Source organism: Streptomyces triticirhizae (assembly GCF_003696235.1).
Classification (GTDB): Bacteria; Actinomycetota; Actinomycetes; order Streptomycetales; family Streptomycetaceae; genus Streptomyces; species Streptomyces triticirhizae.
The window spans coordinates 1-25,569 of the sequence record NZ_RFFJ01000076.1 but is presented as its reverse complement, the minus strand read 5'-3'; the positions used below and the strand labels follow the sequence as shown (position 1 = coordinate 25,569).

Annotated in this window: 20 protein-coding genes and 1 pseudogene; 9 read left to right on the top strand and 12 right to left on the bottom strand. The window is 74.6% G+C overall.

Going from position 1 to position 25,569, the window contains the following annotated elements:
- The 3 genes and pseudogenes from EBN88_RS32385 to ssd all read right to left on the bottom strand — a co-directional run.
- Positions 1 to 402: pseudogene (locus EBN88_RS32385) on the bottom strand (type II secretion system F family protein); the annotation flags it as partial.
- Positions 399 to 1,637, bottom strand: coding sequence for a TadA family conjugal transfer-associated ATPase (locus EBN88_RS15255; protein ID WP_122184430.1), 1,239 nt, complete (start codon positions 1,635 to 1,637; stop codon positions 399 to 401). The gene EBN88_RS15255 and the pseudogene EBN88_RS32385, both read right to left, overlap by 4 nt.
- A complete protein-coding gene (gene ssd / locus EBN88_RS15250) occupies positions 1,634 to 2,776 on the bottom strand; it encodes a septum site-determining protein Ssd (RefSeq protein WP_122184429.1) in 1,143 nt (380 codons plus the stop codon). Before ssd ends, EBN88_RS15255 begins: the two co-directional genes overlap by 4 nt.
- A gap of 484 nt (positions 2,777 to 3,260) precedes the next feature.
- On the opposite strand from ssd, the gene EBN88_RS15245 reads away from it, so the two are divergent.
- A complete protein-coding gene (locus tag EBN88_RS15245; protein ID WP_122184428.1) occupies positions 3,261 to 4,106 on the top strand; it encodes an HAD family hydrolase in 846 nt (281 codons plus the stop codon).
- Positions 4,107 to 4,116: 10 nt separating this feature from the next.
- Here EBN88_RS15245 and EBN88_RS15240 read toward each other — a convergent pair whose 3' ends face one another.
- Positions 4,117 to 4,965, bottom strand: coding sequence for a Fic family protein (locus tag EBN88_RS15240; RefSeq protein WP_122184427.1), 849 nt, complete (start codon positions 4,963 to 4,965; stop codon positions 4,117 to 4,119).
- 106 nt (positions 4,966 to 5,071) lie between these two features.
- Between EBN88_RS15240 and EBN88_RS15235 the strand changes: the two genes are divergently transcribed.
- A complete protein-coding gene (locus tag EBN88_RS15235; RefSeq protein ID WP_122184426.1) occupies positions 5,072 to 6,055 on the top strand; it encodes an ATP-binding protein in 984 nt (327 codons plus the stop codon).
- 22 nt (positions 6,056 to 6,077) lie between these two features.
- Here EBN88_RS15235 and EBN88_RS15230 read toward each other — a convergent pair whose 3' ends face one another.
- Entirely contained in the window at positions 6,078 to 7,328 is a 1,251-nt protein-coding gene (locus EBN88_RS15230) for a polysaccharide deacetylase family protein (RefSeq protein WP_122184425.1), read from the bottom strand.
- A 270-nt stretch (positions 7,329 to 7,598) separates the two neighbouring features.
- Between EBN88_RS15230 and EBN88_RS15225 the strand changes: the two genes are divergently transcribed.
- The 4 genes from EBN88_RS15225 (at position 7,599) to EBN88_RS15210 (ending at position 13,931) form a co-directional block, all read left to right on the top strand.
- Complete coding sequence (locus EBN88_RS15225) at positions 7,599 to 10,109, top strand: SulP family inorganic anion transporter (RefSeq protein ID WP_122184424.1); 2,511 nt, start codon at positions 7,599 to 7,601, stop codon at positions 10,107 to 10,109.
- A gap of 206 nt (positions 10,110 to 10,315) precedes the next feature.
- A complete protein-coding gene (acs, locus tag EBN88_RS15220; RefSeq protein ID WP_122184423.1) occupies positions 10,316 to 12,277 on the top strand; it encodes an acetate--CoA ligase in 1,962 nt (653 codons plus the stop codon).
- Between the two features lie 248 nt (positions 12,278 to 12,525).
- Positions 12,526 to 12,999 carry a phage holin family protein gene (locus EBN88_RS15215; RefSeq protein ID WP_122184422.1) on the top strand — a complete coding sequence of 158 codons (474 nt, stop codon included), beginning with the start codon at positions 12,526 to 12,528 and terminating at the stop codon, positions 12,997 to 12,999.
- Entirely contained in the window at positions 12,996 to 13,931 is a 936-nt protein-coding gene (locus EBN88_RS15210; RefSeq protein ID WP_122184421.1) for an alpha/beta fold hydrolase, read from the top strand. The genes EBN88_RS15215 and EBN88_RS15210 overlap by 4 nt, the downstream gene beginning before the upstream one ends.
- A gap of 465 nt (positions 13,932 to 14,396) precedes the next feature.
- Here the strand turns inward: EBN88_RS15210 and EBN88_RS15200 are convergent, their stop codons facing one another.
- From EBN88_RS15200 to nth, 3 genes are all read right to left on the bottom strand, one after another.
- Entirely contained in the window at positions 14,397 to 15,584 is a 1,188-nt protein-coding gene (locus tag EBN88_RS15200; RefSeq protein ID WP_122184419.1) for a MarP family serine protease, read from the bottom strand.
- 31 nt (positions 15,585 to 15,615) lie between these two features.
- The gene (locus EBN88_RS15195) at positions 15,616 to 16,242 is read right to left on the bottom strand and encodes an NUDIX hydrolase (protein WP_233580695.1); all 627 of its coding nucleotides are present in this window, start codon (positions 16,240 to 16,242) and stop codon (positions 15,616 to 15,618) included.
- 327 nt (positions 16,243 to 16,569) lie between these two features.
- Positions 16,570 to 17,325, bottom strand: coding sequence for an endonuclease III (gene nth, locus EBN88_RS15190; RefSeq protein WP_122184431.1), 756 nt, complete (start codon positions 17,323 to 17,325; stop codon positions 16,570 to 16,572).
- A 389-nt stretch (positions 17,326 to 17,714) separates the two neighbouring features.
- Between nth and EBN88_RS15185 the strand changes: the two genes are divergently transcribed.
- On the top strand, positions 17,715 to 18,389 hold the full coding sequence (locus tag EBN88_RS15185) for a Crp/Fnr family transcriptional regulator (RefSeq protein ID WP_122184417.1): 675 nt from the start codon (positions 17,715 to 17,717) through the stop codon (positions 18,387 to 18,389).
- 241 nt (positions 18,390 to 18,630) lie between these two features.
- Here EBN88_RS15185 and EBN88_RS15180 read toward each other — a convergent pair whose 3' ends face one another.
- Together EBN88_RS15180 and EBN88_RS15175 are read right to left on the bottom strand one after the other, a co-directional pair.
- Positions 18,631 to 19,467: an MBL fold metallo-hydrolase gene (locus tag EBN88_RS15180; RefSeq protein ID WP_122184416.1), complete on the bottom strand. Its 837-nt coding sequence runs from the start codon at positions 19,465 to 19,467 to the stop codon at positions 18,631 to 18,633.
- 7 nt (positions 19,468 to 19,474) lie between these two features.
- On the bottom strand, positions 19,475 to 20,353 hold the full coding sequence (locus EBN88_RS15175; RefSeq protein WP_122184415.1) for an NUDIX hydrolase: 879 nt from the start codon (positions 20,351 to 20,353) through the stop codon (positions 19,475 to 19,477).
- 92 nt (positions 20,354 to 20,445) lie between these two features.
- On the opposite strand from EBN88_RS15175, the gene EBN88_RS15170 reads away from it, so the two are divergent.
- Together EBN88_RS15170 and EBN88_RS15165 are read left to right on the top strand one after the other, a co-directional pair.
- On the top strand, positions 20,446 to 21,078 hold the full coding sequence (locus tag EBN88_RS15170) for an HAD family hydrolase (RefSeq protein WP_122184414.1): 633 nt from the start codon (positions 20,446 to 20,448) through the stop codon (positions 21,076 to 21,078).
- Between the two features lie 143 nt (positions 21,079 to 21,221).
- Positions 21,222 to 23,369: a nuclease-related domain-containing DEAD/DEAH box helicase gene (locus EBN88_RS15165; protein WP_122184413.1), complete on the top strand. Its 2,148-nt coding sequence runs from the start codon at positions 21,222 to 21,224 to the stop codon at positions 23,367 to 23,369.
- A gap of 144 nt (positions 23,370 to 23,513) precedes the next feature.
- Here the strand turns inward: EBN88_RS15165 and EBN88_RS15160 are convergent, their stop codons facing one another.
- Together EBN88_RS15160 and EBN88_RS15155 are read right to left on the bottom strand one after the other, a co-directional pair.
- Entirely contained in the window at positions 23,514 to 24,632 is a 1,119-nt protein-coding gene (locus EBN88_RS15160) for a potassium channel family protein (RefSeq protein WP_122184412.1), read from the bottom strand.
- Positions 24,629 to 25,569: molybdopterin-binding protein (locus EBN88_RS15155; protein WP_122184411.1), on the bottom strand; the 941-nt coding region annotated here is incomplete at its 5' end. The genes EBN88_RS15160 and EBN88_RS15155, both read right to left, overlap by 4 nt.

Below are 25,569 nucleotides of genomic sequence, written 5' to 3'. Positions count from 1 at the left end.
CAGCTCCGCCCGGCCCGCTACGGTGAGCGCCGCGACGGGCGGCCTGCCGGCCTGGACCTCGCCGGCGAGCGCCACGCAGAAGTCCACCACCGCCTCCCGCTGCCGCCGCACCGCCGCCGCCTCCCGGCGGCGCCGCCACCTGCGGGCGACCAGCGGCGCGGCGAGCACCGAGGCCACCAGGGGCAGCGCGGAGCGCGCCGCCACGGCCAACACGGCTCCCGCCGCGACCCAACAGAGGACCGCCCGCGCCTCCGACGCGTCGGGCACCCGAGGGCGCCACCGAAGAACCCACCGGCCCCGGCCCATCCGGCCACGGCCAAACCCCCGGCCCGCGCCGGCCAGCAGCCACGCCCCGGCCCCCGCGCACAGCGCCGCGCCCCACTGCGTCGCCTGCCCGCTCACAGCGCGCCTCCCCCGCCCCGCGCGCAGAGCCGCGTCAGCCGTGCCCAGCCGTCCTCCCGGACGAAGCCGTCCCGCGCCCAGCGGGCGGCCGGCACGGTGCGCACCAGGCCGCGCGGCCCCTGCTCCAGCAGCTGGATCTCCGCCAGCCGGCGACGGCCCGACTCCCGGTCCCTGACGAGATGCAGGACGAGGGCGAGGGCGGCGGCCAACTGGCTGTGGAGCGCGGCCCTGGGCAACCCGGCCGAGCAGCCGAGCGCCTCAAGCCGGGCCGGGACGTCCCCCGCCGCGTTGGCGTGGAGGGTGCCGCACCCGCCCTCGTGGCCGGTGTTGAGCGCGGCCAGCAACTCGGTGACCTCGGGGCCCCGCACCTCCCCGACCACCAGCCTGTCCGGCCGCATCCGCAGCGCCTGCCGCACCAGGTCGCGCAGCGTGACCCGGCCCGCGCCCTCCTGGTTGGCCGGGCGGGTCTCCAGCCTGACGACATGAGGGTGACTCGGCCTCAGCTCGGCCGAGTCCTCGACGAGCACCACCCGCTCCCGTGGGCCGACCAGACCCAGCAGGGAGGCCAGCAGCGTGCTCTTGCCTGAGCCCGTGCCGCCCGTGACCAGGAACGAGAGCCGGGCGGCGAGCACCGCCCGCAACACCCGGTCCCCGCCGGGCGGCAGGGTGCCAGCCCGGCGCAACTCCGGCAGCGTGAAGGCCCGGTGACGCACCACTCGCAGCGAGACACAGGGCGAGCCCACCACCACGGGCGGCAGCACGGCGTGCATCCGGGTGCCGTCGGGAAGCCGGGCGTCCACCCAGGGCCGGGCGTCGTCCAGCCGCCGCCCGGCCGAGGCGGCCAGCCGCTGCGCCAGCCGCCTCACGGACGCCGCGTCGGGAAACCGCACCTCGGCCCGCTCCAGGCCGGCGCCCCGGTCGACCCACACCTCGTCCGGGCCGTTCACCAGAACATCGGTGACGTCCGGGGCGGCCAGCAGCGGCTGGAGCGGGCCGGCGCCCACCAGCTCGGAGCGCAGCGCGCGCACCACCGACAGCACCGCCCGGTCCCCCAGCAGCAGTCCCTGGGCACGGAGCGCGGCGGCCACCCGGCCCGGCGTCGGCTCGGCGCCCTCCTCGGCCAGCCGCAGCCGCACCGTCTCCAACAGCGCGGGCAGCTCCGGCAGCTCTCCTTCGGGGGCGGAACGGTCGCCGCCCAGGCCGGCGACCGTCGCGCGGAACTCGGCGCCGGTCATGTCGAGGCCCCCTCGCGCGGCTGGGCGCGGTCGAGCAGCGTGGCGCAGAAGGCGGCGAGGGCGCCCCTGGGGTTGGCCCCGGGCGGCTCCCCCATCTCGGCCGCGGTCGAGAGCCCGGGCTCGTCGAGCAGCTCCCCCGCGAGCGGCAGCCGCAGCATCCGGGACAGCTCCGCCGCCGGCAGCTCGTCGCCCGGCCGCATCCTGGCGACCAGGCGCAGATCCCGCACCAGCGCCCCGGCACCGCTGACGACCCGCCGGGCCGCCGCCGTCGCCCGCAACTCGCAGGGCACCACGAGGAGTCCGAGATCGAGCTGGGTGAGCGCCTCGGCCGCCGCCTCGTCGACGGCGCGCGGCAGGTCGATGACCAGGACGCCGCCGCCCCTGCGGGCGGAGGCCAGCACCGAACGCATCGCCTCCACCGGGAGCCGGACGCCCTCGTCCCTGTCCCAGCTGAGCAGGCTCACGCCGTGCACCCGGGGCAGCGCCTCGTCCAGGGCCGCGCCGGAGAGCCGGCCGCGCGCGGAGAGAAAGGCCGGCCAGCGCTTGCCCGCCGTTCGCTCCCCGCCGAACGGCACGTCGAGGCCGCCGCCCAGCGGGTCGGCGTCCACCAGCACGCTGCGGCGCCCCGCCCGCGCGGCGGTCACCGCGAGCGCGCAGGCCAGCGAGGAGGACCCGGCTCCGCCCCTGCCGCCCAACACCCCGAGGGTGAGCGTCGGTTGGCCCGGGCCCTCCACCGCGTCGGCGATGCGGTCCGCGAGACGGGGCTCGTCCCACGGGAGATGGAGCACCTGCTCGACGCCGATCGTCACGGCCCTGGCCCAGACCATGTGGTCGTCGAGATTCCGTCCGACCAGGAGCACGCCCGGGCGTCGGCCCTGCCGGGCGGCGCGCTGCGCGAAGGCCGGCGCCCGGTCGTCGCCGATCAACACCAGCGGCGCGCTCCACCACTGCTCGGCGGTGGGCGGCGCCCCGTGCACCACCTCGACCTCGGCCCCGGCCACGGCACACAGCCTCAGCAGGTCGTCGAGCAGCTCGTCCTCCTCGGTCAGGACCAGCACGGGCCTGACCCCCGGCCTACCCCCCGGCACGGACGCCGACGACGCCGACGACGCGGACGACGCGGACGTGGATTCCTTCATGGCGAAGCCCCCTCGGCTCCGGGCGCCGACTCCGTCGAACGCCCTCCGAAACAACACATCACCCACAGTGACCGCATCCGGACGCCTTTGGGGAAGCCAGCCCAAATCTGTGGATAACCAGCCCCCTGTGGAAAAGTCCGTCACCCACACGAGGCACAGCCATCGACAGCGACAACAAACGGGCACACAGAGTCACCGCTTGGCCGGGTGCCGAAGCGGGAAGAATGGCCGAGTACATACGCCTGGCCGGAGCGCCAACGCGGCGCCCCATACGCACACCGAAGCGAGGCCAGGCCGTTGAACTGCGAAAACGCCCCCGGACAGGCGACGACCCCCGCCGGGGGGGAGAGCGGGGGTCGTCTTCCACGGCCGACTCGGGGGGGGAGGAGCCGGGCCGGGTTAGCACGGTCGCGAACGATCCGTGACTTCCATGGTGTACCCGAGAGCCTTCTCAGGCAAACCCACGCGCCCCAGCGTACGCCGAATGGCGGGCCCTTATGCTCGGGGCGTGGAAATCCTGCCGCAGCCCCGGACCGCCGCCTTCTTCGATCTTGACAAGACCGTCATCGCGAAGTCGAGCACGGTCACCTTCAGCAGGTCGTTCTACCAGGGCGGACTCATCAACCGCAGGGCCGTGTTGCGCACCGCCTACGCCCAGTTCCTCTTCCTGCTCGGCGGCGCCGACCACGAGCAGACCGAGCGGATGCGGGAGTACCTCTCGGCGCTCTGCCGGGGGTGGAACGTCCAACAGGTGCGGGAGATCGTGGCGGAGGCCCTGCACGAGGTCATCGACCCGATCATCTACGACGAGGCCGCCTCGCTCATCGAGCGGCACCACGAGGCCGGCCGGGACGTCGTGATCGTGAGCACGTCGGGGGCGGAGCTGGTGGAGCCGATCGGGGAACTCCTCGGCGCCGACCGGGTGGTGGCGACCCGCATGGTGGTGGCCGACGGCTGCTACACCGGCGAGGTGGACTACTACGCCTACGGCCCGACCAAGGCCGAGGCGATCGCCGAGCTGGCCGTCTCCGAGGGCTACGACCTGGACCGCTGCTACGCCTACAGCGACTCCGTCACCGACCTGCCCATGCTGGAGGCGGTGGGGCACCCGCACGCCGTCAACCCGGACCGCGCGCTGCGCAAGGAGGCGGCCGCGCGGGAGTGGCCGGTGTTGACGTTCGAACGGCCGGTGCGGCTGCGGCAGCGGGTGTCGCTGGGCATACCGTCGCGCCCCGCGCTGGTGGCCACGGCGGCGGTCGCGGCGGCCACCGCAGGGGGGTTCGTCTGGTGGTACGCCAACCGCCGCCGCGCGGCCGGGCGCGCCGCCTGAGCCGGCGCGGTCAGGCAGCACCGCGCTGGAGCGCCTCGCAGACCGCGACGGACTCGCGGGCGCCGAGTTCCGCCGCCCTGGCGCAGTGCGCGATCCAGCCGGCGACCCCGGCCATGGTTCCCGTCAGATAGCCGTCCAGCGCGGCGAGATAGCGCTCCCGCCCCTGCTCGGCGTGGCCGACCTCGGTCGGGGTGACGGCCTTCGGGTCGAGCCCGCCGCCGACCAGCACCAGCCGCGCCGCCGCGCGGGCGACCAGCCCGTTGTGGCTGGCGAACGGGCGCAGCGCCAGCAGTTCCCCGTGCACCACCGCCGCCGTCACCAGCGCCGGGGCGGCCGAGCCCGCCACGACGATGTCGGCGAGCGCCGCCAGCCGCGCGGCCACCTCGTCGGCGCCGGGGGCGGGCGGCAGCGCGGCAAGCGCGGGTTCGTCGACCGCCTCGCCGGCCAGCCGGGGGCGGCCCACCCGGTCCTGGCCGGCCGCCGGGCCGCCGGCGGCGACCAGGTGCAGCCTGGCGAGGACCCGCAGCGGGGAGCCGCGCCAGATGCCCAGCGACTCCGTGGCCTCGGCGGTGGCCCGCAGCGCCGCCCCCACCGTTCGGGCCTCCTCGTCCCCGCCGAAGTCGCCGCGCCGCCTGACCTCTTCGAGCGCCCAGTCGGCGCCGGCCAGCGCGGCCGAGGCGCGGGCGCCGCGCAGCGCCGACTCGGCGGCGACCTCGGGGCTGCGGCGGCGCATCACGCGGTGCCCGTAGACGGCGTCCACCGCCTCCCGTACGCCGGCCACCGCCGCCGGCACTCCGGGCAGTTCGGCCAGTCTGGCCAGGGGGTCGGTCTGCGGTTCGGTGGATGCTCCGGGGCTCATAGCACCGAAGCCTAGGCCGGGTCCAGCGATCATCGGCGACTCGTTCGAGTGGACTTCCCCACTTCGTGTGTTCGGGTGTTCCGTCAACACCACTACGCTGTTGAACATGAAGATCGCTTTCGTAGGCAAGGGCGGCAGCGGCAAGACGACGCTGTCCTCGTTGTTCGTCCGGTACCTCGCGGCCGGAGGCGTCCCGGTGACGGCGGTGGACGCCGACATCAACCAACACCTGGGCGTGGCCCTCGGCCTCTCGGAGGAGGAGGCCGCCGCGTGCCCGCCGCTGGGCGCCAGGCTGCCGTTGATCAAGGACTACCTCCGGGGCGACAACCCGCGCATCCTGTCGGCCGAGACCATGATCAAGACGACGCCGCCGGGCGCGGGTTCGCGGCTGCTGCGGCTCTCGGAGCCCAACCCGGTCTTCGACGCCTGCGCCACCACGGTGCCGCTGGAGGAGGGGTCGGCCCGGCTGCTGGTGACCGGCCCGTTCACCGCGGACGACCTCGGGGTGGCCTGCTACCACTCCAAGACCGGGGCGGTGGAGCTGTGCCTGAACCACCTCGTGGACGGGCGCGACGAGTACCTGGTGGTGGACATGACGGCCGGCAGCGACTCGTTCGCCTCCGGGCTCTTCACGCGCTTCGACATGACCTTCCTGGTCGCCGAGCCCACCCGCAAGGGCGTCTCGGTCTACCGTCAGTACCGCGAGTACGCGCGTGACTTCGGGGTCGCCCTGCGCGTGATCGGCAACAAGGTGCAGGGCCCGGAGGACGTCGCCTTCCTGCGCGCCGAGGTCGGCGACGACCTGTTGGTGACGCTCGGCCACTCGGACTGGGTGCGCGCGCTGGAGCGCGGCGAGGAACGGCCGTTCGCGGCGCTCGACGCGGCCGACGTCGCGGCGCTGCGCGCCATGCACGGCGCGGCGGACGCCAGCTACCGCGACCGCGACTGGGAGCGCTACACGCAACAGATGGTGCACTTCCACCTGAAGAACGCGGCGAGTTGGGGCAACGACAGGACCGGGGCCGACCTGGCCGCGCAGGTCGACCCCGGGTTCGTGCTGCGGGAGGCCCCCAGCCCGCTGCCGGCCTGAGCCAGGAGCCGGCGGCCGGTGGTCAGCCCGCCAGGTACGCCTCCCACCCGCCGGGCGGGGCCTGGCCGACGCCGAGGCCCCGCAGCCGGTCCAGCACCTCGGGGTCCTGGGCGTCCAGCCAGTCGACCAGCTGGCGGAAGGAGACGCACTCGACGCCTTCCCTCGGGCACAGCTCGGTGATCAGGTCCTCGACGGCGTCCATGTAGATGCCGCCGTTCCACTGGTTGAAGTGGTTGCCGATGATCAACGGCGCGCGGTTGCCCTCGTAGGCCCGGTCGAACGCCGCCATCAGGCCGTCGTACATCTCGGCCTGCCAGGTGGGCCACATGGCCGGGTCGCCGCTCTGCTCGCCCGACTGGTTGACCATGAAGTTGTAGTCCATGGAGAGCGTCTCGAAGGACCGCCCCGGCATCGGGACCGACTGGAGCGAGATGTCCCAGACACCGTGCCGCTGCTGGGGCCAGAGTTGGAGCGAGTTGCCGCTGGAGTCGTAGCGGAAGCCCATCTCGGCCGCCGCCGGCAGCAGGTTCTCCTGGCCCTCCAGGCAGGGCGCGCGCCCGCCGACCAGCTCCTGGTCGTAGTCGAACGGGAGCGGCTCCTCGTCGGTGAGGCCGGTGGTGGTGCGCCAGTTCTGGACCATCCAGCGGGCCTGCTCGATCTCGTCGACCCAGTCCTCGACGGACCAGCTGGAACCGCCGGTCGGGCCGCAGAAGTGCCCGTTGAAATGGGTGCCGATCTCGTTTCCCTCGCGCCACGCCAGCCTCAGTTGTTCCAGCGTCGCGGCGATGTGCTCGTCGGAGAGATAGCCGATGTCGGACGCGCCCGGCTGGTGTCCGGGCGGCTCGTACCTGAGGCGCTCACTCTCCGGCAGGAGATAAATACCGGACAGGAAGAACGTCATGTCCGCGTCGTAGCGCTCGCCGAGTTCGCGGAATCGCGAGAAGAGCTGATTGTCGTCCTCGCCGGCGCCGTCCCAGGAGAAGACGACGAACTGCGGCGGCTCCTCGCCGGGCGCCAGCGGCTCGGGGGCGGGGGGCTGCCCGGGCTGGGGGCCGGTGTTGGCCGTCGAGCCGTCGCCGAGCAGTTGGGGCGCGGCTCCGGCGTCGTCCCCGCCGGGGTCCTCCTCGGCCGGGCCGTCGGAGGCCGACTCCTCCTGGTCGCTCCGGCCGGCTTCGGACTCGGTGTCGCCGAGCAGCGAGCAGGCCGTCATGCCCAACGCCAGCGCCCCGATGGCCACCAGGCTCGCCGTCCGTCTCGTCGTGTGTGTGACCATCTCGCGTCCTCCCGTTGCCAACGCAGTGGTTTGTCCGCTCCGCCCGGTGTGCCGGGGAGCCAGACAAACTCTTCCTCTCAGCGTTAGAGATGTTTGTATGACAAGCGGTTCCCATGACTTTTTAGCTCCTTCGGATTAATTGCGGGGCCAAACGGGGTCTGCCCCTCGTACAGACCTTTGCGCTCCATTACTCTTCGTTTACCAAGCCTTGAGAAATGCCATAACTCCTGTAACTCCGGGGTTTTCGCCCCTCACGGACGGAGACGGAAGATGTCCGCCTGCGCCCCCACTCCCGATTCGACCCAGCCCGAGCCGTCGTCCCCCTCGGTCTCCTCAGGCCCCTCGGGTCTCTCAGGTCCCCCGGGCCCCTCGGGTCTCCCGTCATCCGCTCCGGCGGCGGCCCGGACCCCCGATCCGGCCGGAGCCGGCGCTGACCCGGGTCCGGCGGAACGTCGCCGCGCGGATCTGTCCGCCTCGATCTCGGTCTTCCTGATCGCCCTGCCGCTCTCCCTCGGCATCGCCCTGGCCACCGGGGCGCCGCTCCAGGCCGGGCTGGTGGCGGCGGCGGTCGGCGGCATCGTGGTCGGGCTGCTGGGCGGTGCGCCGCTCCAGGTCAGCGGCCCCGCGGCCGGGCTCACGGTGGTCACGGCCGACCTGATCCAGCAGTACGGCTGGCGCACCACCTGCGCCATCACGGCCCTCGCCGGCCTCGCCCAACTCGGGCTCTCGGCGCTCCGGGTGGCGAGGTCGGCCCTGATGGTCAGCCCGGCGATCGTGCACGGGATGCTGGCGGGCATCGGGGCCACCATCGCGCTCTCCCAGCTCCACATCGTGCTGGGCGGCGAGCCGGAGAGTTCGGCGCTGGACAACCTCGCCGATCTGCCGGGTCAGTTGGCCGACCCCCAGCTGGCCTCGCTCGGGGTCGGCGGGCTGACGGTGGCGGTGCTGCTGCTCTGGCCCCGGCTGCCGGGGCGCACGGGCGGCCTGGTGCGGAGGGCGGCGCCGGCCGCGCTCGCCGCCGTGGTGCTGGCGACGTTCCTCTCCTGGGCGCTGTCCCTGGGGGTGCCCCGGGTCGACCTCCCCTCCTGGAGCAGCCACGCACTGCCGGAGCTGCCGGACGGGCCGGTGCTGGGGCTCTTCGCCGCCGTGCTCACGATCACGCTGGTGGCGAGCGTGGAGTCGCTGCTGTCCGCGGTCGCCGTCGACAAGCTGGCCGCGGCCAGGCAGCGGGCCGGCGGGCCCCGGGTGCCGCGCGCCGACCTCGACCGCGAGCTGCGCGGGCAGGGCGTGGCCAACCTGGTCTCCGGCTCCCTCGGCGGGCTGCCGGTGACGGGCGTGGCGGTGCGCAGCTCGGCCAACGTGGCGGCGGGGGCGGTCAGTCGGCGCTCGACGATCCTGCACGGCTGCTGGGTGCTGCTCGCGACGGGCCTGTTGGTGGGGCTGCTGGAGCTGATCCCGCTCGGCGCCCTGGCGGCGCTGGTGATGGTGGTCGGGGTGCAGATGGTCAACATCACCCACATCCGCAGCGTGACCCGGCACCGCGAGGTCGCCGTCTATGTCGCCACGGCCGTCGGGGTCACGGTCTTCGGAGTGCTGGAGGGGGTGGGGATCGGCATCCTCGCGGCGGTGGCGGTCGCGCTGCACCGGCTGACCCACACCGGGATCAGCCACGAGCGGCTGCCCGACGGCACCCATCGGGTGCGGGTGCGGGGGCAGTTGACCTTCCTCGCTGTGCCCCGGCTGTCCCGGGTGCTCGGGCAGGTCCCGGAGGGGGCGAGGGTCTCGGTCGAGCTGGAGGGCACCTTCGTCGACCACGCCGCCTACGAGACGCTGCACGACTGGCGGGCGGCGCACCAGGCCCAGGGGGGAACGGTGGAGCTGCCGGGCGGGCTCGGGCGTTCCGGGAGCAAGGTCGCCGCGCCGCACCGCTGCCATCCCTGGCACTCCTGGCGGAACCACCGGGACGTCGCCTGCGAGACGGCTCCGGCCGACGGCTCCCCGGCGCCGGTCGCCCTGGCCGATCCACTCCTCGGCGGGCTGCGCGCCTTCCAGAGCACCACCGCGCCCATGGTGCGGGAGGAGTTGGCCCGCCTGGCCCGCGAGGGGCAGCGGCCCGGTCAGCTCTTTCTGACCTGCGCCGACTCCCGGCTGGTCACCAGCATGATCACTTCCAGCGGCCCGGGCGATCTCTTCACCGTGCGGAACATCGGGAACCTGGTGCCGCCGCCCGGCACCGAGTCCGGCGACGACTCGGTGGGGGCCGCCATCGAGTACGCGCTGACCGAGTTGGGCGTCACCACCATCACGGTCTGCGGGCACTCGGGGTGCGGGGCGATGCGGGCCCTGCGCTCGGCGGACCGCGAGCGGGGCGGGCTGCCCGAGGGGCCCCTCGGGCGCTGGCTGCTCCATGCCAGGCCCAGCCTGGAGCGGCTGCGGGAGGACCCGAGCCCCCGGCTCGACGACGGCAGCCCCCGGGTCGACGACGACGGCGCGGTGGGCGGCCCCGAGGAGGAAGAGGAGGAGTTGGAGGCGCTCTGCCTGGCCAATGTCGTGCAGCAGTTGGATCATCTCGCCAAGCACCCCTGGGTGGCCCAGCGGTTGGCGGAGGGCGCGGTCGAGCTGCGGGGGATGTACTTCCACGTGGGGCGGGCCCAGGCCTATGTGTTGGATCGGGAGCGGGGGCGGCCTCCGGTCTTCACGGCGGTGCGGCCCGAGCGGGTGGAGGGGGTGGTGGGGGTGCCGGCGAGCGGCCGGGCGGAGCCCGTTCGTCGCAGCGGTTGACCGTTCGTCGCGCTGGGTTCGAATGGCCTTGTCAAAGCAGGGTGGGACTGATGGGGTGTGCTCTGGGACACAACTGACGCCGCGAGGGTGACTGTCTTTGTGCGACGGGCGCTTGGCCGTCGGTCCTGGCCGACTCGTTCGCCCGCGTCACCCCCGGCGGCGGTGACAGCGACCGCTCAGCGTGGCGGGGCGAACAAGGAGGCGTTGTGAGTAACGAGAGCCTGGCCAACCTCATGACGGAGACCCGGAGGTTCGCACCCCCGGCCGAGGTGGCGGCGGGGGCCAATGTGACCGCCGCAGCCTATGAGGCGGCGGCCGAGGACCGGCTGGGGTACTGGGCGGAGCAGGCTCGCCGGCTGAGTTGGGAGCGGGAGCCGACCGAGACGCTGGACTGGTCCAATCCCCCCTTCGCCAAGTGGTTCGCCGACGGCAAGCTCAACGTCGCCTACAACTGCGTGGACCGCCATGTCGAGGCCGGCAACGGCGATCGGGTGGCCATCCACTTCGAGGGCGAGCCGGGCGACTCCCGGGCGATCACCTATGCCGAGTTGCAGCGCGAGGTCTCCCAGGCGGCCAACGCCCTTGGCGAGTTGGGGGTGGCGACGGGCGACCGGGTGGCGATCTACATGCCCATGATTCCCGAGGCCGTGGTCGCGATGTTGGCCTGCGCCCGGATCGGCGCCCCGCACTCGGTGGTCTTCGGCGCGTTCTCCGCCGACGCGTTGGCCACCCGCATCGAGGACGCGGACGCCCGCGTGGTGATCACCGCCGACGGCGGTTACCGCAGGGGCGCGCCCTCCGCGCTCAAGCCGGCCGTGGACGAGGCCCTGACCCGGCCGGGCGCGGCCAATGTGCGCAATGTGCTGGTGGTGCGCCGCACCGGGCAGGACATTCCGTGGACGTCGGGCCGCGACGTGTGGTGGCACGAGGCGGTCGGCCGGCAGTCGGAGGAGCACACCCCCGAGGCGTTCGACGCCGAGCACCCGCTCTTCATCCTCTACACCTCGGGCACCACCGGGAAGCCGAAGGGCATCCTGCACACCACCGGCGGCTATCTGACCCAGGTCGCCTACACCCACCACGCGGTCTTCGACCTCAAGCCGGAGACCGACGTCTACTGGTGCACCGCCGACATCGGCTGGGTCACCGGCCACTCGTACATCGTCTACGGCCCGCTGGCCAACGGCGCCACCGAGGTGCTCTACGAGGGCACCCCCAACACCCCGCACAACGGCCGCTGGTGGGAGATCGTCGAGAAGTACGGCGTGACCCTGCTGTACACGGCGCCCACCGCGATCCGCACCTGTATGAAGTGGGGCGACGACATCCCCGCCCGGTTCGACCTGTCCAGCCTGCGCATCCTGGGCTCGGTCGGGGAGCCGATCAACCCCGAGGCGTGGGTCTGGTACCGCAAGCACATCGGCGGCGACCGCACCCCCGTGGTCGACACCTGGTGGCAGACGGAGACCGGCGCGATGATGATCAGCCCGCTGCCGGGCGTGACGTTGGCCAAGCCGGGTTCGGCGCAGACGCCGCTGCCCGGGATCAGCGCCACGGTGGTGGACGACGACGGGAACGAGGTGGCCAACGGCTCCGGCGGCTATCTGACGTTGACCGAGCCCTGGCCGTCGATGCTGCGCACGATCTGGGGCGACGACCAGCGTTTCCTCGACACCTACTGGTCCCGGTTCGAGGGCCGGTACTTCGCCGGGGACGGCGCCAAGAAGGACGAGGACGGCGACATCTGGCTGCTGGGCCGGGTCGATGACGTGATGTTGGTCTCGGGCCACAACATCTCGACCACCGAGGTGGAGTCCGCGCTGGTGAGCCACCCCCGGATCGCCGAGGCCGCCGTGGTCGGGGCCACCGACCCGCAGACGACGCAGGCGATCTGTGCGTTCGTCATCCTGCGCGGTGGGGCGCCGCAGGAGGAGGGGCTGGTCGAGGAGCTGCGGGCGCATGTCTCCAAGGAGTTGGGGCCGATCGCCAAGCCGAAGCGGATTCTGGCCGTGGAGGAGCTGCCCAAGACCCGCTCCGGCAAGATCATGCGGCGGCTGCTGAGGGATGTCGCGGAGAACCGCGAGCTGGGCGATGTCACCACGCTCACCGACCCGGCGGTGATGGACCTGATCCAGAGCAAGCTGCCCTCCGCGCCCTCGGAGGACTGAGACCCCGGAGGGCTGGGCCCCCGGAAGGACTGGGACTTCCGAAGGACCGAGGCCCTCGAAGGACCGAGCCCGGCGCGTGGGAGCGCCGGGGAGCATTCAGGGGCGCCCGATCGTTGATCGGGCGCCCCTATACCATCTGTGGCATCCCTCCCAAGGGCGACGAGGTGTCGCGACGGGCGCACCACCCAGGCAGCACTACTGTCACGTGCACCTACCGCAACCACGCCAGGAGAGAAAGTGAGAACGCGATGAGCGCAGCCGACGAGGGGCGCAGCCTCGGAGAGTTGGTCGCCTCGGCGACCAGCGAACTGTCCGGTCTGGTGCACGACGAGATCGCCCTTGCCAAGGCGGAGATCCGACAGGACGTCAAACGTGCCCTGTTCGGGAGCGTGGCGGGTGTGATCGCGGCCGGTCTTGTCGTCTTCGCCGTGCCGCTGTTGAGCTTCGCGCTCGCGTTCTGGCTGCGGAACTGGTGGGACCTCCCGCTGGCCGTGGCCTGTGTGATCGTCGCCGGCATCTATCTGGTGCTGGCGCTCGCGCTGGCGCTGTGGGCGAAGCGGAAGCTGGGGAGGATCTCGCCGCCGGAGCGGTCGATCCGTTCCGCCAAGGAGTCCGCGACCGTCCTCTCCCGCGCCAGGCCGCGCCCGCGCGAGAACGTTCCGAACGAGAGCGCTCCGCAGGAGCGCGCGGCGGCCGGCGACCATGCCGGCTCCTCCGCATGAACAACGCCGACAGCTCCGGGATGCGGTCCTCGGTCGTCCTCCAGGAGGGCCCGTGGACGCATCGCGATGTCGCGGCCAACGGAGCGCGGTTCCATATCGTCGAGGCGGGCGAGGGGCCGCTGGTCCTGCTGCTGCACGGTTTTCCCCAGTTCTGGTGGGCCTGGCGGCACCAGTTGACGGCGCTGGCGGAGGCGGGGTTCCGGGCGGTGGCCATGGATCTGCGGGGGATCGGCGGCAGCGACCGCACCCCGCGCGGCTACGACCCGGCGAACCTGGCGCTGGATGTCACCGGGGTGATCCGTTCCCTGGGCGAGCCGGACGCCGCGCTGGTCGGCCATGACCTGGGCGGCTATCTGGCGTGGACGGCGGCCGTGATGCGGCCCAAGCTGGTGCGGCGGCTGGCGGTCTCCTCGATGCCGCACCCCCGGAGTTGGCGGGCGGCGCTGCTGCGCGACCCGAGGCAGACGGCGGCCAGCCGCTATGTCTGGGGGTTCCAGCGGCCCTGGCTGCCGGAGCGGCAGCTGGTCGCCGACGAGGGCGCGCTGGTGGGGCGGCTGCTCCGCGACTGGTCCGGGCCGCGTCAGCCGGAGCCGGACGATGTGCTGGTGTATCGGCGGGCGATGTGTGTGCCGTCCACCGCGCACTGCGCCGTCGAGCCCTACCGCTGGCTGGTGCGGTCCATCGCCCGGCCGGACGGCATCCAGTTCAACCGGCGGATGAAGCGGCCGGTGCTGGTGCCCACGCTGCATCTGCACGGTTCGCTCGATCCGGTGCTCCGCACCCGCAGTTCGGCCGGCTCGGGCGAGTATGTCGAGGCGCCCTACCGCTGGCGGCTGTTCGACGGGCTGGGGCACTTCCCGCACGAGGAGGACCCGGCGGCGTTCAGCACCGAGCTGATCGACTGGCTGCGCGACCCGGAGCCCGACCGCTGAGCGGCGGGCCGTTCGCGGGCCGTTCGCCCGCCGTCCGGTCATGGACCGTCACGGCCCGTCACGGCCGTCACCGTTGCCGTCGGTGAGCGGGTGCCCGCCGGTTGACGGGGCGTCCGCCCCGTCGGTCCGGTTGGCAACTGCCAGGCGCATAGGCCGACGGACTTCGCGCACTTGAGGTTACTGACCTTGGACCCCGGGCAGGGACGTGTTATGGGCTGGACGCACGAATCCCGTGACGTGGCACGTGAACCAAGCGGCAATGGGGCCGCCACCCGGACGCGAGGCGCCGCTCGCGGCTTCCCGGGGGGCCCGTTGCCCGACCCGGCGATCAGATTTCCCGATATCCTCCGCCGTCGTGCGCGCTGGGTGAGCGTGCGCCTGCGGCATCCGCGCGGCTGAGCCCCACGCGCTCCGCGCCGAATCCTCCGCCCCTCACATCAAACCCCCACGCGGTACGAACGGCCGTCATGCCGGCGCGCAGCGCCCGGTGTTGACGGGCCGCTCGGCGGCACGCCCTCGGGCGGCCGCCTCCCTGACCTCGTCCAGGGTCAGCGCGTACCCGGTGCTGCCCTCGTCGAGGGAACGGGCGAAGACCACCCCGAGCACCTCGCCGCGCGGCGACAGCAACGGGCCGCCTGAGTTGCCCGGGCGAATGGTCGTGTGGAGGGAGTACACGTCCCGGCTGACGGTGTCGGTGCGGTAGATGTCCGGGCCCCTGGCCCGGTAGCGGTCCCTGACGCGGGCCGCCACGGCCTGGTAGGGGCCGCTCTCCGGGAACCCGACGACCACCGCGCCGTCCCCGGAGACCGCGCCGTGCGCGCTGAACGGCAGGGCGGGCGCCGGCAGTCCCGGCACGTCCAGCACGGCGATGTCGCGCGCCGGGTCGAAGAGCACCACGCTGCCGGGGAACGGCTCCCCCAGGCCGCCGATCCGCACCAGCGGCGCGCCGACCCCGCCGACGACATGGGCGTTGGTCAGCACCTTCCCGTGAGCGAAGACAAAGCCGGTGCCCTCCAGGGTGCGTCCGCAGCCGGGCGCCGAGCCCTCGATCCGGACGACCGAGCGCCACGCCTCGCGCAGCGCGGGCGCCTCGACCAGCTCCGGGTCGGGCGGCGGGACCCGGGTGACGGGTTCGGTGCCGATGGGGGCGGCCAGGCCGCGCGGCCCGTCGGGCGCCAGCAGGGTGCTCAGCTCCCCGGCCCAGGCGTCGGCGTCGGCGGGCAGCGCCCGGGAGACGCCGAACAGGACGCGGGAGGAACGGAGTTCGCGGCCGAGCGCGCCGGAGGTGACCATCGTCAGGGCCGAGCCGAGCAGCCAGGCGACCAGCAGCAGCGCCAGCGCGTGGATCAGGGCGCCGCCGGCGGCGTCGAGGGAGCGGGCCGGCGGCCAGGTGACGAGCGCCCGCAGCCGGACGCCGAGCAGGGTGGCGAGCGCCTGGCCGAGGACGGCGGCCGAACCGACCAGCAGCAGGCCGACGGTGGACCAGGGCGCGCCGATCCCGTCGGGCCACAGCAGCGGCAGCGCGCGGGCGGCGAACAGGGCGCCGAGCAGCAGCCCGACGGCCGAGCAGAGGCCGAGGAGCAGCCCCCTGCGGTAGCCGACCACCGCGAGCGAGCCGGCGGCCAGCAGCAGCGCGACGTCGAGGACGTTCACCCGGTCACGTTCTCACGCGGCCGGGGGCGGCTCACGCGGAGTGGTCCAACGGGAGCAGCCGTTCGGTGTCCCAGGGGCGTTCCCAACCGCCGTAGTGCAGCAGCCGGTCGATCACGCCGGCGGTGAAGCCCCAGACCAGGGTGTCGGCGACGTCGAAGCAGGGGCCACGGAAGCCGCTGGGGTGGAGCGCGGTGCCCCGGCGGCTCGGGTCGGCCAGGTCGGCGAGGGGCACGGTGAAGACGCGGGCGGTCTCCGCCGGGTCCTGCGGGGCGACCGGGGTGGGCTTGCACCACCAGGCGAGCACCGGGGAGACCACGAAGCGGCTGACCGGGATGTAGAGCCGGGGCAGCGTCGCGAAGATCCGCACGCCCGCCGGGTCGAGCCCGGTCTCCTCCTCGGCCTCGCGCAGCGCGGCCCGCCAGGGGCCCGCGCCCTCCGGGTCGCCGTCCTCCGGGTCCAACGCGCCGCCCGGGAACGAGGCTTGGCCGGCGTGTTGGCGCAGGCTGCTGGCGCGTTCCAGCAGCAGCAGCTCGGGGCCTCGGGCGCCCTCGCCGAAGAGGACCAGCACGGCGGAGGGGCGGCCGCCGGCGGGCGGCGGCAGGATGTCGCTGAGCTGGGCGGGCTCGATGGTGCGGGCCGCCGTGGCGAGCGGGCGCAGCCAGCCGGGGAGGTCCTCGGGGGCGGCCGGGCCCGCGGGCCGCGCGGCGCTGGCGCCCGGGGTCTTCGCGCCGGCGGTCGTGCTGGCCGAGGGTGCCGAACGCGTCGTGCTGGCCGAGGGGTCCGAACGCTTCGTGCTCTCCGAGGGTGCCGAACGCGCCGAGTGCGGGCGGCCGTTGGGGGCCGCCGCAGGGGAGGTGGAGTCCCGAGGGGCCTCGGCGGCGCTCGGGCAGGGATCGGCGTCGTGCGGGCTGGTCATCTTCAGGATGGCTCCCTGGGCGGAGGTCGGTGATGCGGGGTGGCCGGGCGCGGCCGGGGCGGGGCGTCATCAGCCGCCCGCCCGGGCGCCCAGGGGAGGGGCGGGGCGGCCCGGGTAGTCCGGCGGGGGCTTCAGCCGCTGGCCCGGCTGGCCGCCCATCTCGTACTTGAGCAGCGCGCGCGCCTTCTCCGGGTCGGTCTCGCCCTCGCCGTACGCCGGGCAGAGGTGGGCGATCGGGCAGGCGCCGCAGGCCGGCTTCCTCGCGTGGCAGATGCGGCGGCCGTGGAAGATCACCCGGTGCGAGAGGGTCGTCCAGTCCTTCCTGGGAAAGATCTCGGCCACTTCGGCCTCGATCTTCACCGGGTCCTCCTGCTCGGTCCACCGCCAGCGGCGGACCAGCCGCTGGAAGTGCGTGTCCACGGTGATGCCCGGGCGGTCGAAGGCGTTCCCCAACACCACGTGGGCCGTCTTGCGGCCCACGCCGGGGAGGGTCACCAGGTCCTCCAGGCGGCCGGGGACCTCGCCGCCGAAGCGGTCGCGCAGCTCGGTGGAGAGCCCGATCAGGGACCTGGCCTTGTTGCGGAAGAAGCCGGTCGGGCGGATCAGCTCCTCCAGCACCGCCGGGTCGGCCGCCGCCAGGTCCTCGGGGGTGGGGTAGGCGGCGAAGAGCTTGGGGGTGGTCTGGTTGACCCGCAGGTCGGTGGTCTGGGCGGAGAGCACGGTGGCCACCAGCAGCTGGAACGGGTTCTCGAAGTCCAGCTCGGGGTGGGCGTAGTAGTAGACCTCGCCGAGGGCCCGGTAGATCTTCCGCGCCCGGCGCACCATGGCCAGCCGGCTCTCGCCCGCCGCCCCGGCGGCGGAGCGGCCGGCCGGCGACGGGCTCACCCGCCCGGCCCCAAGTCGTTCGCCCTGAGCGGAATCCTGACGTGCGTTCACCCGGGTGGCCCTCACTTTCTCCCACGCCACCGCACGCGCGCCCCGCGCCCGCTGGCCACTCGGCCAGCGTAAACGGGAGGGCTGACATTCGCCCTTCCCCCGGCGAATTCACCCACCGAACGGGGCCCTGCCGTGGGCGGGTACGCACCGGTGCGTCAGACTTGTACCTGCTGGCCAGGCCGGGACATCCGGCATGATGAGAGGGTCAAAGCGTCCCCCGGGTCCGGCCGGGGGGGCTGGAGACCAGCGGCCCTCGCGGCCGACAAGGAGAGGAACCCGTGGACGACGTACTGCGGCGTGCCCCGCTCTTCGCGGCACTCGACGACGAGCAGGCCGCCGAGCTGCGCGCTTCCATGACCGAGGCCACGCTCGCCCGTGGCGACACCCTGTTCCACGAGGGGGACCCGGGCGACCGGCTCTATGTCGTCACCGAGGGCAAGGTGAAGCTGCACCGCACCTCGCCCGACGGCCGGGAGAACATGCTGGCTGTCCTCGGCCCCGGCGAGCTGATCGGCGAACTGTCGCTCTTCGACCCGGGCCCGCGCACCGCCACCGCCACCGCCGTCACGGAGGTGCGGCTGCTCGGCCTCGGGCACGGGGACCTCCAGCCGTGGCTCAGCGCCCGCCCCGAGGTCGCCGCCGCGCTGTTGCGCGCGGTGGCCCGCCGGCTGCGGCGCACCAACGACAGCATGTCCGACCTGGTCTTCTCCGACGTGCCCGGCCGGGTGGCCAAGGCGCTGCTGGACCTCTCGCGGCGCTTCGGGGTGCAGTCGGAGGAGGGCATCCACGTGGTCCACGACCTGACCCAGGAGGAGCTGGCCCAACTGGTCGGCGCCTCGCGGGAGACGGTCAACAAGGCGCTGGCCGACTTCGCGGCGCGCGGCTGGCTGCGCCTTGAGGCGCGCGCGGTGATCCTCCTGGACATCGAGCGGCTGGCCCGCAGGTCTCGTTAACGCCGACCGCTGCGCGGGCCGCTGCGCGCGGGCGTTTCGGGGAGAGCGCCGAGGCCGCTGCGCGGCCCGGCGCTCGGTGTCGCGACGCCGTCGCGGGGCGGGGCGGGCGTTGATCAGGGTGGTTCCGGCCAGGGTGCGGGTGCGGAGGACCGAGCGGCCGGCGCGGTCGGTCCTGGCGCCCAGGTCGGGGGCGCGGTCGCCCGCCCGGGGCGGCGATGGGGGCCGGGTCGGTCGGGGGTGGTCAGCGCGGTGCGTCGCGTTGGGTGAGGTAGTCGAGTTGGGCGCGGACGGAGAGTTCGGCGGCGAAGCGGACGGCGGAGTCGACGTCGGCGTAGACCTCGGCGACGACCTGCGGCGCGGTGGTCAGGCCGCGTCGGACGGCCGCCTCGACCTGGGCGAGGCGCTCGGCGCGGTGGGCGAGGTAGTGGTCGAGGACGCCCTGGGCGTCGGCCAGGACCGGGCCGTGGCCGGGGAGGACGGTGTGGGCGCCCGCGTCGCCCTCGGTGAGGGAACGCAGCCGGCGCAGCGAGTCCAGGTAGGCGCCGAGGTGGCCGTCCGGGTGGGCGACCACGGTGGTGCCCCGGCCGAGCACGGTGTCGCCGGTCAACAGGGCGGCGTCGGCCGGGAGATGGAACGAGAACGAGTCGCGGGTGTGGCCCGGGGTGGCGACGACGCGGAGTTCGAGGCCGCCGGTGGTGACCACGTCGCCGTCGGTGAGTCCCTCGTCGCCGAGCCGCAGCGCGGGGTCGAGGGCGCGGACCGGGGCGCCGGTCAGTTCGGCGAGGCGGGCGGCGCCCGCCGAGTGGTCCGCGTGGCCGTGGGTGAGCAGCAGCAGGGCGACGCGGCGGCCCTGGGCGGCGACGGCGTCGCGCACGGCGTTGAGGTGGGCCTCGTCGAGCGGGCCCGGGTCGACGACGACGGCCTCGGTGGCGTCGGGTTCGGCGATGATCCAGGTGTTGGTGCCGTCCAGGGTCATCGGGGAGGGGTTGGGGGCCAGCACGCAGCTGGCGCGTTCGGTGATCCGGCCGCTGGGGGCCGCTCCGCTGGGGCGCCCGGGGGGCGTCGGGGCTCCGGTCAACGTTCCCTCACGTTCCTCGCGTGTCCTGAACCTGTCCTGACGTGTGTGGCGCGCGCTGCTCGAACTCCCGGTGGCCGGGCCAGCTCAGCACGACCTCGTCGTCGACCAGTGTCGCGCGGGCGATCACCGGTGTCAGGTCGTGCCCGGCCGCGCCGGCGAGGGCCTCGGCGGTGGTGCGGTGGGGCAGGAGCTGGCGCAGGGTGGCCACGGTGGGCGGCATCATCGCCCATTCGCCCCGCTCGTAGCCGGCGAGGGCCTCGGCCGGGGAGAGCCAGGCGACGTGGTCGGCCTCGGTTGAGGCGTTGCGGCCGCGCTGGCCGGGCGGCAGCGCGGCGGCGAAGAACCAGGTGTCGTAGCGCCGGCTCTCGAACTCCGGGGTGATCCACCGCGCCCAGGGCCGCAGCAGGTCGCCGCGCGGCAGCAGGGCGCGGCGGGCGAGGAGGGCGCTGAACGACAGCTCGTGGGCGGCGAGGGCGCGCCGGTCGGCCTCCCAGTCCTCGCCGCTGACGTCGGCGACGAGGCTGTCGGGGGTGGGCCCGGCGAGCAACACCCCGGCCTCCTCGAAGAGTTCGCGGAGCGCGGCGAGGACGACCAGCGGGGCGGGCTCTTCGGCCGTGCTGCGGCCGGGGTCTTCGGCCGTGCCGTCGCGCGGGTCGACGGCGCCGCCGGGGTAGGCGTGGGCGCCGCCGGCGAACGCCATGGAGCGGCGGCGGCGCAGCAGGAACACCTCGGGTCCCGCGTCCCCGTCGCGCAGCAGCAGCACGGTGGCGGCCGGCCGGGCGGGCGCGGGCGTCAGCTCGCCTCGGGCGAGGGCGCGTATCCGGTCGGGCCAGTCGGGCGGGAACCACCGGCCCGGGGCGGGGCTGCCGCCGCTGTTCGTTCCCATGGCGGGGATGCTACGCGCCGGGCGGGTAGAGCAGGAGGGGACGGCGGCGCGCACGGGGCGCGGGGCGCTCACGAAGGGGCAGGGGGCAACGCATGGGCGGGCAACGGCGGTTCCGGGGGCTGGTGTTGGACTTCGGCGGGGTGCTGACGGCCGGGGTGCGGGAGTCCACGACGGCGTGGTGCGCGGCCCACGGGCTGCCGCCCGACACCTGGCGGCGCGTGCTGGAGGAGCACCCCGAAGGGCGGGTGCTCTACCGGGAGTTGGAGGCCGGGCGGCTGTCCCAGCGGGAGTGGAACGCGGGGATGGCGGCGCTGCTCGGGGTGCCGGCCGAGGACCTGATGGGGCGGGCCTGGGCCGGGGTGCGGCCGGCGGAGCGGATGGTGGCGCTGGCGCGGCGGGCGAGGGAGTCGGGGCTCGCGGTGGCGCTGCTCTCCAACAGCTTCGGCCTCGACCCCTACGACCCGTACGGCCGGCTCGGGGTGTGGGAGCTGTTCGACGTGGCGGTGATATCGGAGCGGGAGGGCCTGGCCAAGCCGGAGCCGGAGATCTACCGGCGGGTGGTGGAACGGCTCGGACCGCCGGGCGCCGAGTGCGTGTTCGTGGACGACCTGGCGGCGAACCTGGCGCCGGCCGAGGCGCTGGGGATGGCGACGGTGCTGGCCACGGACGAGGCGAGCACGGTCGCCCGGGTCAACGCGCTGCTGGGCACCGGGAGTTCGGCGTGACGTGCGGCGTGACGTCGCGCGGGGCGCCCGGCGGGGCGTTCCGCCCGGGGTTGAGCACGGTGGGCGGCGCCTCGGTCGCTCAGCGTCGTAGGATCAACCCCGCCACGGGGAGGGTTCGCGCCACGACGGAGGGGGATTCGGCCATGGCCGCTGGGGACTCGGCCGCGCGGCGGGCGCAACAGGCCCGGCGTCAGGAGCGGTTGCTGCGGGAGCAGTTGCGGGCGGCGGGCGCGGAGGCGCGCCGCTGGGAGGCGGCCAGCGAGGGGGAACGGCGGGTCGCCGCCCAGCTGTTGGCGTTCACCGAACGCGGCTGGCGGCTGCTGGTCGACCGGCGCTGGCCGGGCACCAGGGCGGCCAACGTGGACATGCTGCTGGTCGGCCAGGGCGGCGTCTTCGTGCTGGACGTGAAGAACTGGCGGGCCGCGCCCGAGGTGCGCGGCGACGCGCTGTGGGCGGGCGGCCAGCCCAGGGACGAGCACGCGCGGAAGCTGGCGCGGGTGACCGGGGTGGCCGAGGGCGCGCTGGTGGCGCTGGGGCTCTCGCCGGTGGCGGTGCGCCCGTTGATGGTGTTCGCCGGGCACCGGTTCGCGGCGCGGCTCGGCCCGATCGACCTGCTGGGCGAGGCGGAGCTGGCGCCGTTCCTGTGGCGGCAGGGCAAGCGGCTGCCGCCGGCGCGGGTGCGGGCGGTGGCCGAGCGGCTGGCGGAGGTCTTCCCGGCGTACCAGCCGGCCGCCGTCTCGGAGCCGGCGCGGCGGCGCGCGGCGGCCCCGGAACCGGCGGGCGACGAGGCGGGGCGCGCGGGCGAGGCGCTCGGGCTGTTCGACGTGGCGGAGGTGCGGGACGCGGCGCTGGCGGACGCGCTGGCCGCGCCGATCGAGCGGTGGATGACGTTCCTCGCCCCCGACCAGGCGTCGCTGGTGCGGCGCGACTGGGCTGGCCCGGCACGGATCAGCGGCCCGGCCGGCACGGGCAAGACGGTCGTCGCGCTGCACCGGGCGGCGCGGCTGGCGCGGTCCACGAACGGGCGGCTGCTCTATGTCACGTTCGCCAACAACCTGCCCCGGGTGCAGCGGACGTTCCTGCGGACGCTGGCGCCCTCGGTGGCCGACCGGGTGGAGTTCACCAGCCTGCACGCCTGGGCCGGCGAGTATCTGCGCGCGCACGGGGTCCCGGTCAACCTGCGGGGCGACGCGGCGGACGCGGCGTTCGGCCGGGCGTGGTTCGAGGTGGGGCGGCGCGGGCGGCTGCCTGCGATCGACGACTGGCCGCAGTACTGGCGGGACGAGATCCACCATGTGATCAAGGGGCGCGGGCTGACCCGCTTCGAGCAGTACGCGACGGTGCGCCGGCTCCGGCGCCGCACGGCCCTGCGGCGGGCGGACCGGGAGGCGGTCTGGGAGCTGTACGAGGCGTACGAGCGGCGCCGTGCGGAGCGTGGGCTGCACGACTTCAACGACGTGCTGGCGATGGCGCTGGACCGGGTGCGCGGAGGCGGCGCGGGGGCGCCGGGGGAACGCCCGTACCGGGCGGTGGTCGTGGACGAGGTGCAGGACCTGACGCTGGTCGGGGTGCGGCTGCTGCACGCGCTGGTCGGCGACGCGCCCAACGGGCTGCTGCTGGTGGGCGACGGCCAACAGGCGGTCTACCCGGGCGGGTTCCGGCTGGCGGAGGCCGGCGTGGACATCAGGGGCGACCGGGCGCAGGTGCTGCGCCGCAACTACCGCAACGGGCACGAGATCCTGCGGACGGCGATGGCGGTGGTGGCGGAGGACACGTTCGAGGACATCGACGGGGAACGGACCCCGGGCCGCCGCGAGGTGGACCTGGAGTACCGGGACGGCGCGGTGGTGCGCGTGGTGGCGCCGAGCGCCGGGGAGCAGGACCGCGAGCTGCTGGACGCGCTGCGCGCGCTGGCGCCGGAGGAACTGGCGGACGCGGCGCTGCTCTGCGCGTCGAAGCGGTCGATCGACCACTACCAGCGGCTGCTGGCCCGGGCCGGGGTGCCGGTCTGCCCGCTGGAGGGGTACGCGGGGAGCGCCGTTCCCGGGGTGAAGCTGGGCAGCTACCGGCGGGCGAAGGGGCTCGAGTTCAAGCGGGTGTACCTGCCGCACCACGACGAGGGCACCGTCCCGGCCGGCGGGGACGGCGAGCCGTCGGAAGCCGACCGCGAACGCGCCGAACTGGCGCGCGGCCAGCTGTTCGTGGCGATGACCCGGGCCAGGGACCTGCTGTGGCTCGGCTCGGTGAAGGCGCCGGGCACGCCGGCGGCGGGAGCGCCTCCGGCGGGCTGAGCGGAGACGGCCCCGCCGGGGCGGGCACGCCGGGGGCGCGCCTGGGGCGGCAGCGGACCGGGGCGGGCACGCCGGCGGCGGCGGGCCGGTGACGTGAACGCGTCGGCGACGCCCCGGCGTTCCCCGAAAGCCCAGCGGCAGCTTCTAGCGGCGAGGGATGCGCCAGGAGCCGGGGCCCTTCTCCTGGGCGCGGCGCGGCATGTGGTGTTCCTCCTCGGGCGTGACCCGGTGGATCACCACCAGCCGGTCGGTCAGCTCCAGGGTGGCCACGTCCGGGTCGTCGAAGGGCAGCAGCCGGTGGCCGCGTATCACGGAGACCACCAGGTCGGCGCTCTCGCGCGGGGAGCGCCCGGCCTCCTCGCTGGTGACGGGCCGTTCCTTGAGGGAGAGGCCCTTGCCGTGCTGGATCAGGTCCTCCATGACCGAGCCCGAGCTGGGGCTGATCATGGACAGGCCCAGCAGCCGGCCGACGGCGCTGGCGCTGGTGATCACGGAGTCGGCGCCGGACTGGCGCAGCAGCGGGACGTTCTCCTGTTCCCGGACCGAGGCGACGATCCGCACCTGCTTGCTGAGTTGGCGCGCGGTGAGCGCCACCAGCACGGCGGTGTCGTCGCGTTGGGTGGCGATCACCACCTGACGGGCGCGGTCGGCGCGGGCCCGGACCAGCACGTCGCTGCGGGTGGCGTCGCCGACGACGCCGGCGAAGCCGAGCGCGTTGGCCGACTCGACGACGGCGGTGTCGGGGTCGACCACCACGATCTGGTCCTGGCTCAGCCCGCCGCTGATCAGCGTCTCCGCCGCCGAACGGCCCTTGGTGCCGAAGCCCACGATGACGGTGTGGTCGCGCAAGTGCTTCCTCCAGTAGGCGAGCCGCCACTGATCGCGGGTGCGTTCCGTGAGCACCTCAAGGGTGGTGCCGACCAGGATGATCAGGAACGCGACCCGCAGCGGGGTGATGCAGAAGGTGGTCATCAGCCGCGCCCCGTCGGTGGCGGGAACGACGTCCCCGTAGCCGGTGGTGGAGAGCGAGACGGTGACGTAGTAGAGGACGTCGGTGAAGCTGACCTCGGAGTCGTGGTTGTCGTGGTAGCCGCGCCGGTCGAACCAGACCAGCACCACCGCCAGCGCCATCACGCCGGTGGCCAGCATGAGGCGGCGGGCCACCTGGACCAGGGGTCCCGCGGCGTAGCGCGGGAGCGAGACGCCGGGGGAACGGTCCTGGTAGGTGGGCCGGTCGGCGGGGGGAGAGCTGGGAAGTCTCATGCCTGTGGGAGGTCGAGGAGGCGCACGGGGGTGTGGGCCTCGGCGCCTCCGGGCGGGATCACCGCCAGGGCTGACGCGGCGGCGATGCCGCGCAGCATGGCCGGGCCAGCGTAGCTCAACGGGCGGACCTCGGCGGGGTCGGCGTCGGAAGCCAGAACCGGGACGAGTCGGGAGTCCCGGGGATGGCCGGTGACGCGCTCGGTCAGGCGGGCGGCGCGCTCGGCCGGCGGCGGGCGGTCGGCGAGCGCGCGCAGCACCGGCGCGGCCAGGGTGAGCAGGCCGGAGACGGCGGCCAGCGGGTTGCCTGGCAGGCCGACGAGGGGGATGCCGTCGGGGAGTTCGGCGAGCAGCATCGGGTGTCCCGGGCGGACGGCGACGCCGGTGATCAGCGGCTGGGCGCCCAGCTCGTGGAGCACCCGGCGCAGCAGGTCGACGGGACCGGCGGCCGTCGATCCCGTGGTGACGACGAGGTCGGCGCGGGTGGTGGCGACGGCCTCGGCGAGCGCCTCGACGTCGTCGCCGAGCCTGCGGGTGACCAGCACCCGGGCGCCGAGCGCGGCGAGCCAGGGCCCGACCATCGGGCCGAGCGCGTCGCGCACCCGGCCGTCGTGGGGCAGGCCACGGAAGAGGAGTTCGTCGCCGAGGACCAGCACCTCGGTGCGCGGCCTGGGGCGCACCGCGAGTTGGTCGTAGCCGGCGGCGGCCGCCAGGCCGAGCGCGGCCGGGGTGAGGGGGGCGGCGGCCGGCAGGAGTTCGGTGCCGCTGCGGCACTCCTGGCCTCGGGGTCGGATGTCGGCGCCGGGCTCGGGGCTGGGGCCGGTGAGCCGGCCCCGGTCGACGGCGCCGCGCTCGGCGCGGAGCACGGCGGTCGCGCCCGCCGGGAGGCGGGCGCCGGTGGCGATGGGGACGGCCTGGCCGTCGGAGAGCGGGCCGGCGA